The organism is Nocardia sp. NPDC049707 (assembly GCF_040674855.1).
In the GTDB taxonomy this organism is placed as follows: domain Bacteria; phylum Actinomycetota; class Actinomycetes; order Mycobacteriales; family Mycobacteriaceae; genus Nocardia.
On sequence record NZ_JBFANN010000088.1, the window covers coordinates 1 to 11,998 of the forward strand.

At 64.8% G+C, this 11,998-nt stretch carries 12 protein-coding genes and 1 pseudogene; 4 read left to right on the forward strand and 9 right to left on the reverse strand.

Annotation, left to right across the window (positions count from 1 at the left end; all coding sequences use genetic code 11):
* Positions 1-113: 113 nt before the first annotated feature.
* The 3 genes from AB0J29_RS36275 to AB0J29_RS36285 all read right to left on the reverse strand — a co-directional run bounded on the left by AB0J29_RS36275 (position 114) and on the right by AB0J29_RS36285 (position 3,381).
* Positions 114-1,013 carry a carbohydrate ABC transporter permease gene (locus AB0J29_RS36275; RefSeq protein WP_364795665.1) on the reverse strand — a complete coding sequence of 300 codons (900 nt, stop codon included), beginning with the start codon at positions 1,011-1,013 and terminating at the stop codon, positions 114-116.
* Positions 1,013-1,957: a sugar ABC transporter permease gene (locus AB0J29_RS36280; RefSeq protein WP_364795689.1), complete on the reverse strand. Its 945-nt coding sequence runs from the start codon at positions 1,955-1,957 to the stop codon at positions 1,013-1,015. The genes AB0J29_RS36275 and AB0J29_RS36280 overlap by 1 nt, the downstream gene beginning before the upstream one ends.
* 122 nt (positions 1,958-2,079) lie before the next feature.
* Positions 2,080-3,381, reverse strand: a complete 1,302-nt coding sequence (locus AB0J29_RS36285; protein WP_364795667.1) for an ABC transporter substrate-binding protein — start codon at positions 3,379-3,381, stop codon at positions 2,080-2,082.
* A 169-nt stretch (positions 3,382-3,550) separates the two neighbouring features.
* Between AB0J29_RS36285 and AB0J29_RS36290 the strand changes: the two genes are divergently transcribed.
* Entirely contained in the window at positions 3,551-4,393 is an 843-nt protein-coding gene (locus AB0J29_RS36290; protein ID WP_364795670.1) for a DUF2786 domain-containing protein, read from the forward strand.
* A 73-nt stretch (positions 4,394-4,466) separates the two neighbouring features.
* On the forward strand, positions 4,467-4,979 hold the full coding sequence (locus tag AB0J29_RS36295; protein WP_364795672.1) for a TIGR04338 family metallohydrolase: 513 nt from the start codon (positions 4,467-4,469) through the stop codon (positions 4,977-4,979).
* 29 nt (positions 4,980-5,008) lie between these two features.
* On the opposite strand, the gene AB0J29_RS36300 is transcribed toward AB0J29_RS36295, so the two are convergent.
* Positions 5,009-5,971, reverse strand: coding sequence for an o-succinylbenzoate synthase (locus tag AB0J29_RS36300; protein WP_364795674.1), 963 nt, complete (start codon positions 5,969-5,971; stop codon positions 5,009-5,011).
* Between the two features lie 669 nt (positions 5,972-6,640).
* On the opposite strand from AB0J29_RS36300, the gene AB0J29_RS36305 reads away from it, so the two are divergent.
* Positions 6,641-6,922 carry a hypothetical protein gene (locus AB0J29_RS36305; RefSeq protein WP_364795676.1) on the forward strand — a complete coding sequence of 94 codons (282 nt, stop codon included), beginning with the start codon at positions 6,641-6,643 and terminating at the stop codon, positions 6,920-6,922.
* Between the two features lie 45 nt (positions 6,923-6,967).
* Here AB0J29_RS36305 and AB0J29_RS36310 read toward each other — a convergent pair whose 3' ends face one another.
* Entirely contained in the window at positions 6,968-8,137 is a 1,170-nt protein-coding gene (locus AB0J29_RS36310) for an acetyl-CoA C-acyltransferase (RefSeq protein ID WP_364795678.1), read from the reverse strand.
* A gap of 113 nt (positions 8,138-8,250) precedes the next feature.
* Here AB0J29_RS36310 and AB0J29_RS36315 point away from each other — a divergent pair, with 113 nt between their 5' ends.
* The gene (locus tag AB0J29_RS36315; protein WP_364795680.1) at positions 8,251-8,742 is read left to right on the forward strand and encodes a helix-turn-helix domain-containing protein; all 492 of its coding nucleotides are present in this window, start codon (positions 8,251-8,253) and stop codon (positions 8,740-8,742) included.
* Positions 8,743-8,837: 95 nt separating this feature from the next.
* Here AB0J29_RS36315 and AB0J29_RS36320 read toward each other — a convergent pair whose 3' ends face one another.
* The 4 genes and pseudogenes from AB0J29_RS36320 to AB0J29_RS36335 form a co-directional block, all read right to left on the reverse strand.
* Positions 8,838-9,836, reverse strand: coding sequence for an alpha/beta hydrolase family protein (locus tag AB0J29_RS36320; RefSeq protein WP_364795691.1), 999 nt, complete (start codon positions 9,834-9,836; stop codon positions 8,838-8,840).
* The gene (locus AB0J29_RS36325; RefSeq protein WP_364795683.1) at positions 9,727-10,137 is read right to left on the reverse strand and encodes an NAD(P)-binding domain-containing protein; all 411 of its coding nucleotides are present in this window, start codon (positions 10,135-10,137) and stop codon (positions 9,727-9,729) included. Before AB0J29_RS36325 ends, AB0J29_RS36320 begins: the two co-directional genes overlap by 110 nt.
* Positions 10,138-10,205: 68 nt before the next feature.
* Positions 10,206-11,300: a sn-glycerol-3-phosphate ABC transporter ATP-binding protein UgpC gene (gene ugpC / locus AB0J29_RS36330; RefSeq protein ID WP_364795686.1), complete on the reverse strand. Its 1,095-nt coding sequence runs from the start codon at positions 11,298-11,300 to the stop codon at positions 10,206-10,208.
* A gap of 254 nt (positions 11,301-11,554) precedes the next feature.
* Positions 11,555-11,821: pseudogene (locus AB0J29_RS36335) on the reverse strand (alpha/beta hydrolase fold domain-containing protein); the annotation flags it as partial.
* Between the last annotated feature and the right edge of the window lie 177 nt (positions 11,822-11,998).

Sequence of the window (11,998 nt, forward strand, 5' to 3'; positions counted from 1 at the left end):
GCGTCCGAGTCGTCGAAGCGCATGCGCCGCAGGCGCGAGTCTCGACGACTCGGACGCGAGACTGAAGGGGGCCGCGAACCCGCCGCGCCGAAGGCGCGGCAAATCCAACACAGCTAGCTCTTGACACCACCCGCGGTGAGACCGGAGATGATGCGGCGCTGGAACAGCAGCACCATGATGACCAGCGGAATCGTGACCATCGTGCCCGCGGCCATAATCGCGGCGTAGGGCTGCACCAGCGGATTGTTACCGGAGAAGCGCGCGATCGCGACGGTCACCGGTTCGGTCTTATCGCTGGAGAGCAGCCGGGCCAGCAGATATTCATTGACCGAGGCGATGAACGCCAGGATCGCGGTGGTGAATACCGCTGGCGCCGCCAGCGGCAGCATGATCAGCCGAAAGGCCTGCATCTTGGTCGCGCCATCGATGCGGGCGGCCTCCTCGAGTTCCCACGGCAGTTCGGCGAAGAACGAGGCCAGGATGTAGACGGTCATCGGCAACACGAACGAGATATTCGGGATGATCATCGCCTGGTATTCGCCGATCCAGCCGAGGTTGGTGAACAGCTGGAACAGTGGGGTGACCAGCACGACCACCGGGAACATCGACGCGGACAGGATGAGCCCGGAGACCAGGTATTTGCCCTTGAAGGTCAGCCGCGCCAGTGCATAGGCGGCGAGCACACCGAGCACCAGCGCGACCACCGTGGTCACCGCGCCGATGATGGCGCTGTTGACCAGTGCCTTACCGAAGTCGTTGCCGCGGCTGGTGTCGAAGGCATTGCGGAAGTTCTCGAAGGTGACGTGGGTGGGCCACGGCGTGTTGTCGAAGGTGTAGTCCGGATCGCGGAATGCGGTGACGGCCATCCAATAGAACGGGGCCAGACCCCACACCAGCACGATCAGCGCGCCCAGATATAGCCGCACCGAACCGAGGCTCTTGGTCCACGGCGCCTGCGCCGCATTCTTTTGGGCCGCGGGCCTTGGGGTGGTCACGGTGGTCACGGTGGTCATCAGTGCGCCTCCCGCTGTTCTTCCTGGGTCCGAACGGCATTGGCGCCCATGACCTTTACCAGTAGGAACGCCACCGCGAAAATCAGCAGAAAGGTGATCGTCGACAGTGCCGCCGCACTATTGGGACCCTGGCGGACCTGTTCGACCACCAGCGCCGAAATCGGGCGGGTGGACGGGTTGCCGAGCGTCATGATCGCGGGCAGGTCGTACAGGCGCAGTCCGTCCATGGTGCGGAACAGCACCGCGACCAGCAGCGCCGGCTTGAGCAGCGGCAGCGTGATCTGGGTGAAGCGCTGCCAGGCCGAGGCACCGTCGACCTTGGCGGCCTCGTAGACATCGGCCGGAATCACCTGCAAACCGGCCAGCAGCAGCAATGCCATGAACGGCGTGGTCTTCCAGACATCGGCGACGATGACCGCGAACCGCGCGGGCCAGGCCTCCGAGGTCCACAGGATGTGGGTGCCGAAGATCCGGTTCACCACGCCGTCGTACTGGAACATGAACTCCCACAGTCGAGCCGTGACCGCGGTCGGAATCGCCCATGGCACCAGCACCGCCGCGCGCAGCAGGGCCCGGCCCTTGAAGGTCTTGCCCATGACCATGGCCATGCCGAGGCCGAGGGTGGCCTCCAGCGTCACCGTGATCACCGTGAAGAACAGCGTCACGCCGATGGCCAGCCAGAACTGCGAGCCGAGATTGCCGGTCGGGCAGGACACCGTCTCGCCGCCCGCCTGACACTGCTGCAACAGCCAGTGCGTGTAGTTCGAAAAGCCCGCGCTGCCGCCCTCGACGAACATGCCGGTCGCCGGATCGAGTCCGGGATCCTTCTGGAACGACATGTACAACGCGCGGAAGACCGGATAGCCGACGATCACCGCGAGGGTGATCAGCACGGGCGTGACGAATAACCACGCCTTGCCGGAACGCCGCAACTCCAATGCCAAGGTGCCACCGAATCCGCGCTTCGTCGGCTGATCGCCGTCGCTCGGCACGCGAGTGGCCGTTCCCGAAGGATCCGACACCGTTTCTCTCTCCTACGGGGTGGTCGGGTCCGCTCTTGTACTCGCTACGATCCGGCTGTCTCGATGCCCTTTTGCATACCGTTGATCGCGTCGTCGACGGACTTGGTTCCGTTCAACGCAGCATAGGCGTTGTCCTGGATGGCTTTCGACACCGCCGGGTAGAACGGGGTGACCGGACGCGGTACCGCGTTGGCGATCGAATCCTTGAGCGCGGGCAGGTACGGCATCTTCGCGATCAGCGCCGGATCGTCGTACATCGACGCGCGCACCGAGGGCAGCGCACCGGCCGCGACGATGTGCTGGGCGTCCTCGCTGATCAGGTAGCGCAGGAAGTCGAGCGCGGTGGCCTTGTTCTTGGAGAACGCGCTGATCGCCGCGTTGTAGCCGCCAAGGGTCGAGGCGCCGACGCCGTTCTCGCCGGGCAGCGGCGCGACGCCGAACTTGTCCTTGACCGCGGAGGATTCCGCACCCGCGTCACCGAAGGTGGACGGCCAGTTGCGCATGAAAAGCAGTTTGCCGGTATTGAAGGCGTTGGCGCTCTCCGGCTCCTTGAAGGTGATGGCTTCCTTCGGGATATCGCCGTTCTTGTAGGCATCGACGAGCACCTTGAGCCCGGCGCGCGCCTGCGGGGTGTTCACGGTCGGGGTCTTGCCGTCCGCGCCGACGAAGGTGCCGCCGTAGGCGTTGATGGCCTCGGCCGCGTTCACCGTCAGGCCCTCATACGGCGCGAGCTGGCCCGCGTAGCAACCCATATTGTTCTGCTTGGCGATCGGGCACTGCGCCAGCATCTCGGTCCAGGTCTTGGGCGGATTCGGCACCAGATCCTTGCGGTAGAACAGCAAGCCGCCGTTGGTGTTTCGCGGTGCGGCGTAGAGGGTGTTGTTGTAGGTGGCGCTGGCGACCGTTGGGGACAGCAGTGCCGAGGTGTCGATGGAGAAGGTGTCCTTCAGCGGCTGGATCCAGCCCTTCGCGGCGAATTCCGCGGTCCACGGCACGTCCAGGGCGACCACGTCGTAGGTGGACTGCTTGGAGCGCATGTGCTCGACCAGGTCGTCGTACTGCTGCGAGGCGTCGTTGGACTGCTCTTTGAAGGTGACCTGCTCGTCCGGGTGCGAGGCGTTCCAGCGCTCGATCAGCTGCTTGACCGCGCCGGTTTCGGTGGTGTCCTTGCCCTCGACGTAGGTGATCGGGCCGCGACCGGTGAGGTTCTGGCTGGCTGGATTGCCGCTGTTATCGCTGGAGCAGGCACTGGTGAACGTCGCCATGAGCAGCGCAGCGGAGGCAGCTACCAACGCCGCTCGTGGTACGAGCGACGAACGTAGAGATGTCACCTTTTTCAAAGCCATCGCGAACACTCCAAGATCGAGACGTGAGCAGCAGCACACCCGGCAGGTGCACAAGGCAAGATACATGGTTGTTATATGTGACGCGCCGATTGTGCTCGTAACAGGGGTTGTCTCCGGGGGTCCGACGCCATCGCCGCGACGTCATTGTCGCTCGTTAGGCTGGCCATCGATGACTTCGCCGAATGCGGTCCCCGACCGGATGCTCACCCGGATCGGTGGGTTGCTGCGCCAAGCCGAATCGACCGATAACGAGCATGAGGCCGAGGCCTTTCTGGCCGCGGCCCAGCGGTTGGCGACCAGGTCCTCGATCGACCTCGCGGTCGCCCGCGCGCATATCGCCGGACGTGAGCGCAGGCCGACGCCGATGCAGCGGATGATTCCGATCGGCGAATCCGGCAAGAAGGGGTTACGCACCTACGTGCAGTTGTTCGTGGCGATCGCCGCGGCCAATGATGTGCGCTGCGATGTTGCACGCACATCGACACAGGTCTATGCGTATGGCTTCGATTCCGATATCGATACGTGCGAAGCCCTCTACGCCAGTCTCCTGGTGCAGATGGTGCGTGCGTCGGATCAGTACATCAAATCCGGACAGTATCGGTCGGCCACCGTCGAAAAGATCGTCACGGAGAAGCGCTGGGGCCGAAAGGTACAGCGGCGCGTCCAAGCGCCGGTTGCGGCGGTTACCGCGCGGCTGAACTTTCAGATGGCATTCGCCGCGCGGATCGGCCGTCGCCTGGCCGAGGTGAGGGCGGAGGTGGAGGCCGAGGTTGTGCCCGAAATCGTCGCGACAGGTACGGCATTGGCCCTGCGCAATAAGGAAATCGAGCTCACCGACTTCTACACGAAGACCTCCGATGCCCGCGGTACCTGGCGCGGTCCACAGGCGTCGGCCGGACATTCCGCTGCCGCCCGGCATGCGGGTGATCGGGCGGGGCGAGCCGCGCGGTTGGGGACCTCCCCCGAACTCGGTGCCGCGCGTGGGCAATTGCCCGGAAGCGGGTCGACGTGACCGAGGGCAGCGAGCGAGGAATGGACGCAGCTGAGGACCGGATCCTTCGAATCGATCGAATGGGCTCGGTTCGGTGAGTGCGCGAGATAGTCAGCGCGCCATGGTGTATGACGCCGAGCAGTTGGTGCGAAGCGTATTCGATCGAGCCGATGAACACGGTAATCGCACGGTGGAGTTCTATGGTTCACACCTCACGCTGCCGATCGAGCGCCGCTTCGCCTCGGTCGAATCGGTACAGACCTACACCGATAAGGTGCTGCGACTCAATTGGGTTCGGGCGCAATGGGACCGCGCCACGATCCCCGTCCGTGTCCGCTCCCGCGCCGGAACCGCCGCCGCCCACTACGAGGCCGCGGACGCGGTGCTGGCCGTTCCACTGCACACCGGCGCGACCGCATGGGCCTTGCGCGAACTGGTGATCCTGCACGAATTGGCCCACCACCTCCAGCCCACCACCGCATCGATGGCTCCCCACGGCCCCGAATTTTGCGGCCGCTACTTGGAACTCGTCGACGGCATTATCGGCCCGGAGGCGGGGCTAGTTCTGCGGTCGAGCATGCTCGGCTGTGGTGTGCGCTTGGGTTGAGGTCGCTGCGTACTACTTTGCGGACTCGGTCACTGGGGTGGGGGCAGGGCGCGGACTCGGGTCAGGCGGTCTTCCCACCAGCGGGTTCGTGCTGGGTCGGGGTGGCGGTAGTGCTCGAGGAGGGCCGGGTCCGGTGTGGGCGGAGTCTGCGGGACCGGCATGAAGCCGTCGACCGGGCGCAGTGATTCAGATACCAGGTCGCCCTCGAAGAGTGACAAAGTGCCGAGGCCGCAGGCGAATTCGAGTTCCGGGAGCGCGCCGGCGAGGGCGAGTTGGGCGGCCAGACCGACGCTGGTTTCGAGGGCGGACGAGACGACGCACGGCAGACCGGCGGCCTCGGCGACCTGGAGTGTGCGGCGGACACCGCCCAATGGGGTGCATTTGAGCACCGCGATATCTGCGGCTCCCGCCACCGCGACGCGCAGGGGATCCTGGGCGCGGCGGATGGATTCGTCGGCGGCGATTCGCACATCGACACGACGGCGCACCGCGGCCAGTTCCTCGATGGTGCGGCACGGCTGCTCGACGTACTCCAAACCACCTGCGGCACGGTCGATCTGCTTGATGTGTGTGACGGCGGTCTGGACATCCCAGACCGCATTGGCATCCACGCGTACCGAGCCATCCGGCCCCAGTGCGTCCCGGACCGCCTCGACCCGCGCTAGATCCTCGGCCAGTGAATCGGGGTGGTCGGCAATCTTCACCTTCGCGGTGCGGCATCCGGACCCGGTCACAATCGCATGCGCTCGCTCCGGATCGACGGCGGGCACTGTGCAATTGATCGGAATCCGTTCACGCACCGGCTTCGGCCACCCCACCGTCGCCTGCTCCACCGCGGTCGCCAGCCACCCGGCTGCCTCCCGATCGTCGTATTCGGGAAAGGGACAGAACTCCCCCCAACCGAGCGGACCCCTGATCAACATCCCCTCGCGCACTGTGATGCCACGGAACCGGGTCCGCAGCGGAATGGCGTAGACGAAGGTTTCGCTCATCACCGTGCAGCCTAGCGAGCCCGGTGTCACCGCCCGCACGGTGCGCCTGCCGTAGCTGGCAAGGCCATCGCAGGCCGGATCGGCGAATCGTTCGCACACCGCGTTGGACCACCGCGCCGCCTGGGGTGGGCGCTGTCCGGCTGAATTCCTGTCAAGTGCCTGTCGCCGCTGGTCAACCGTCGGGATCGGCAATCATTTGCGCTCGGAGGCGGGCCGCCCGCGTGGCCGGCCGCTCGTCGGCCGCGTTCGGTGTTTCTGCTGCTGAGGATGGCGGTGGTCCGCGACGAATTGGTTGGCCCGAGGTCGCGGGGGGACAGATTGCGGCCGGTCTCCCGCACCATCACGGCGTGTGCCTCGCGGACCGGCTCCGCCAGCAACCGCTCGACCGGGATGGCCGCAGTCGCGTGCTCGATCCAGTGATCATATTGCTGCAGGTGAATCGGCGAAGTCGGGCCGAAGTACACCGCTTTGGTTTGGTGCCTTGGGCGGGGCGCGGCTGCGTGGATGCGGGTGTGGTGCGGTGCCTGGATGCGTTGGTGCGCATGCTCGTCGTACCGAGCGCGGGCGCGCCGGGATGTGCGAGCCCGATCGACCGGTCATGCTGGGGGTATGGGGTCGAGTCGGTGGAAGCTGCGGCTGGCGAATGCGATCAGAGTGGTACTCGGGTCGGTGTTCGCGGTCGGGTTCGGCTGGCTGGTGGCTGCTTTCGTGCCGCTGTACGAATTTCTCGGGCGCGGCGCGGATCCCGATGGCGGTGTGCGCTATCTGCCGGTCGCGTATTGCGTTGCGTGGGTTGGTATTGCGGTTTCGGTCGTCGCGGTGGGCGTTATGGTGGCCGGGAAGATTCGTCACCGACGCCGGGTCGCATGGACACCATTGGTGGCGGTGCCATTGATTGTCGAGTCGTGGCTGCTCGGCTTTCTGATTGCGGTGGTGCTGGTTTCTCTCTGAGTCCGCGGCGCCGATCCGGGACCGGTGCCGCGGCACTCGGGTGACTCAGAGCCGTTCGATAATGGTGGCGTTGGCCAAACCGCCTGCCTCACACATGGTTTGCAGACCGTAGCGGGCACCGCGCTCCTGCATGGCGTGTACCAGCGTGGTCATCAGGCGCGCGCCGGAAGCGCCGAGCGGATGACCGATGGCGATGGCTCCGCCGTTCACATTCACCCTCGACATATCCGCACCGGTATCGTGCGCCCAGGCCAGCACCACCGGCGAGAATGCCTCGTTGATCTCGACCAGATCGATATCCGAGAGCTGCAGTCCCGCGCGCTGCAGGACCTTTCGGGTCGCCGGGATGACGGCGGTCAGCATGAGCAGCGGATCGTCACCGGCCACCGCGAAGCTGTGCAGCCGGGCCAGCGGCTTCAGCCCGAGTTCGGTGGCGCGTTCGCTGGTCATGATCAGCACGGCGGCGCTGCCGTCGCTGACCTGGCTCGCGGTCGCGGCGGTGATCTGCCAGCCGATTTCCGGGAAGCGCGCAGCCATGGCCGCGTCGTAGTAGGCGGGACGCAGTGTGCCGAGGGTTTCCAGGGTGCTGCCGACCCGGATGCCCTCATCGGTCTCCAGTCCGGCGATGGGCGCCAGCTGACCGGCGAACGAGCCGTTCTTCGTTGCCAGCGCAGCCTTTTCGTGGCTGCCGAGTGCGAATTCGTCGAGCTGGTTGCGGGTCAGTCCCCAGCGGGCCGCGATGAGTTCGGCGCTGATGCCCTGGGACACCAGCCCTTCCGGATAACGCTCGGCGAAGCCGACACCGGAGAAGTCTTCGGATCCGATCATGTTCGCGCCCATGGGAATTCGTCCCATGGACTCGACCCCCGCCGCGACCACGATGTCGTACGCCCCGGCGATCACGCCCTGTGCGGCGAAATGAATGGCCTGCTGACTGCTGCCGCACTGGCGATCGACCGTGGTCGCCGGTACCGACTCCGGATAGCCCGCGGCCAGCGCCGCGCGCCGGGTCATATTGGCACCTTGCTCGCCGATCTGGGTGACGATGCCGCCGATCACATCGTCGATGAGCGTCGGATCGATGCCACTGCGGTCGACGACCGCGCGCAGGCTGTGGGCGAGCAGGTCCACCGCGTTGACGTTGTGCAGTGCTCCGTTCGGCTTGCCCTTGCCGATGGGCGTGCGTACCGCTTCGACAATCACCGCGTCTCTCATAGTGGTTCCTTTCGAACCGCGAGCCGAGCTCCTCCGCCTGGCTCTATTGGCTTATAGTCAGGTTAACGCCTGGATATAGTCGACTCAAGCCAGGTATCGCTATGATGTTCGTCATGGCAGCCGTGATGGAAGGACCGTTGGCCGATTTGAGCGCGTGGAAACCCGCGGAATGCTCGATCGCGAAGGCGATGGACCTCATCGGCAACCGGTCGGCGATCCTGATCCTGCGCGAGGCCTACTACGGCACCACCCGCTTCGACGGTTTCGCCGCCCGGGTCGGCATCACCGACGTCGCGGCGTCCGGCCAGCTCCGCAAGCTCACCGAGGCCGGGCTGCTCGCCAAACGGCCGTATCAGGAAGCGGGCAAGCGGACGCGCCACGAGTACGTGCTCACGGATATGGGCCGCGATCTACTGCCCGCGGTGCTTGCGCTCATGCAGTGGGGTGATGCGTACCTGCAGCCGGGACCCGCACCGTTGCTGCTGGTCGAGGAGTCCAGCGGCGCGCCGGTCCGGGTGCAGGTGCGCAGCGAAACGGGTCGCGAGATCGACTTGGAAGAACTCGGGGTGCGACTCAACCCCGAATATTCACGCTCGGCGAAGTAATCCGCTCAGGCGGTGACCACCGCGTAGTTGATGTCCTCGGTGAAATGAAACTGCTGCCACATTCGGGCAGCAGTTTCAAATTGGAATGTCCAGAGTTACTCGGGCAACCCCAGGCCGCTGGCCAAAGTCGGCCAGGACCTGTAGAAAGCGTCTTGCCAGTATCCCCAGGAATGGGTGCCCTCTGGCGCGAACTCGAACTGCGCGGGAATCTGCAACTCGGTGAGTCGATCCTGCAGGTTATGGGTGCACCAGTTCGTACCAGCCTCGATGACACCACCGATAACGAGTTGGTTTGCCAGCCCGTAGGGAGTTTTGCTCAAAGTGAACGGGCTGTCCATGGTGTCGTGTATCCCCGGCAATCCGCTCCCGGTGGAAATGAACAACTGCGTGCCACGGAGGCGCTCGGCGTTCACCACTGGGTCGTTCGCCAGCCATGCCGGATCGTCATCAGGCCCGTACATGTTTCGGGTGTCGCCCCCGCCCCAAGTCTCTACCACCAACTTGACGAACTGCTTTCCGATCGGGTCCGAGATCTGAGCGCACCCACTGTAACCGGCAACGGCCTCGTAGAAGCCCGGCTTCATCTCCGCCATCTGCAGTACCGCGGTGGCTGTCATCGAGTTCGCCGCGATTGCATTGACGCCATTCGTTCCGAGGGTGGCGTCGACCAGGGGCGGCAACTCTTCCAGGAAGAATGTATGCCATTTATTGAGACCGAGAACCGGATCTTCCTTCTGCCAATCCGTGTAATAGGCCCATGCGCCACCGACCGGCATCACGATATTTATGTCTTTGGTAGCCAGGAAGTCGCCCACGTCGGTGTTATGCCACCAGGTCGCGAGATCGGTACCGCCGCCTGCGCCGTTTACCAGGTACAGAACGGGGCGCGGTTGCGATGCATCATTCGGTCGCTGAACTTTCACGGTGATATTCGTGTTCATAGCGACCGAGAAGACCTGCAAGGTCAGATTGCGTCCATTGATTTTACCGGAGACGATCTTCGATCCGTCCGGAGCGACAGGGTCTGCCAGCAGAGTGCTGGATGCGATGATCGGGTCGGTATCGTCGGCAGCCGCGCCACCGACACCCAAGATCGTGGTCACCAAGGCGGAGATGACCCCCGCAATGGCAACCGTTCTTGTCCATCGAGTTGACTTCGGTCTCAATCCAATCCCCTTCAGCCCGGCTAGTTCCAGCCGCATGGTCATCAGCATGCATCGATCCGGCAGCCGCAGCGGCGAAAGTGCCGTGGGCACCACCGGTTTCGCCCGCCCATTCGGTCGCCGTCGCATTATCGGCAGTCCGGGAGCCGAGCGTCACCGCATGACCGAACTCGACCAACTTGCTCGCGAGCCTACCGCCCACCCGCCCGGTGCCCAGCACCGCTATCTTCATTACCCGCGCCTCGCGCCGGTCGTCGTTCGACCGTCGAGTTTGCGAACAGCGGTGCCGGGCACCGGGTTTCAGGACAGGCGGCGGCCGTCGACGGCGGAGAAGAAGTAGGTGTGCTCCGGCGCGACCGACAGTTGCACCCGGGTGCCCTTCCCCGGCGGGTTACGCCAATCGGCCCGCGCCACAATGGTTTCGCCCGCGCCGTTCGTCGCGCCCTCGGCAATTGTGCGGCCGTAGATGTACGCGTCCGAGCCCAGCTCCTCGACGACATCGACTTCCATCCGGATACCCGACTTGTCCAGCGTCGTACCGATCTCCAGGTGCTCGGGCCGCACGCCGACAACCACCGACCCCTCAGCGGCATCCGCGACCGACCGCGGCACCCGCAGGGTGGCACCGCCGAGCTCGACCGCACCGTCGGCGACCGGCAGGGTGAACAGATTCATCGCGGGCGAACCCATGAATCCGGCGACGAAGACATTCGCCGGATCCCGGTACAGATCGCGCGGTGTCGCGCACTGCTGCAGCAGGCCGTCCTTGAGTACCGCGACCCGATCGCCCATGGTCATCGCCTCGACCTGGTCGTGCGTGACGTACACGGTTGTGGTGGCGAGGCGACGCTGTAGCTGGGCGATCTGCGTGCGGGTCTGCACCCGCAGCTTGGCGTCGAGATTCGACAGCGGCTCGTCCATCAGGAAGACCTGCGGCTGGCGCACGATCGCCCGGCCCATCGCGACGCGCTGGCGCTGACCGCCGGACAGCGCCTTCGGCTTGCGGTCCAGATACGGCTCGAGGTCGAGCAGTTTGGCCGCCTCCAGCACCCGGCGCTGCTTCTCCGCCTTGGCGACCTTGGCGAGTTTGAGCGCGAAGCCCATATTCTCCGCGACCGTCATATGCGGGTAGAGCGCGTAGTTCTGGAACACCATGGCGATATCGCGTTCCTTGGGTTCGGCATGGGTGACGTCGTTGGCGCCGATCAGAATGCGTCCGTCGTCGACATCCTCGAGTCCGGCGAGCATTCGCAGCGAGGTCGACTTACCGCAGCCGGACGGACCGACCAGCACGAGGAATTCCCCGTCGGCGATCTCCAGATTCAGCTTGTCGACGGCGGGTTTGGACGAGCCGGGGTAGAGTCGAGTCGCGCTGTCGAAGGTTACGGTGGCCATGCCAAATCACATCCCATCACCGGCAGGAACGTGCCGGACGATCCGAGTAAGGGGTCGAGCGGCGATATTACTGGATGTGCTCGATTCGTGCTCGAAATGCGAGCCCAGCGAGAACCCAGCTCGCAGTCTCCTCTAGTGCCGCTACATCTTCAGCGGGGTTATTCGTCGCGTAGTCATGTCGAGGAATACTGATGATCACGTGCTCTCCTCGAAAGCGACATTGTCGTGATCGGTGCGCGTGATGTCGAGTGCGTTCAGCGGTCGGCTGTGAGGAAGCTGACGATCGTGTCGACCGCGCGTTTCGACTCCGGCGCTCGCGGCAGGGTCAACGGGAAGGCATGTGGCGCTCCATGACAGACCACCGCAGTAGCGTCGCCACCGCTGTGGTTCACCTTGGCGACCAGTCGAGTCGAGTCTTCCAGCATCACTTCCCGATCGCCGACGACCGCCAGCAGGGGCGGAATGCCCGCGAGATCTCCCCATAGCGGCGAGGCGCGTGGGTCGGTGGGTGCGGCGCCCTGGAGGTAGTGGTGTCCTAATCAGTTCTGGGAGTGAGCCATCCGGCAAACTCCTTGGTGGTAGCCAGCTGGTAGGTGAGCACTCGGTGTTCCTGGACGCGTTGAGTCCTGAAGAAAGACAGTGCCCCTGCCGGTGGGCCGGGAGAGTTGATCGCTGCTGGGATGTCGTGCCTGCCGCGT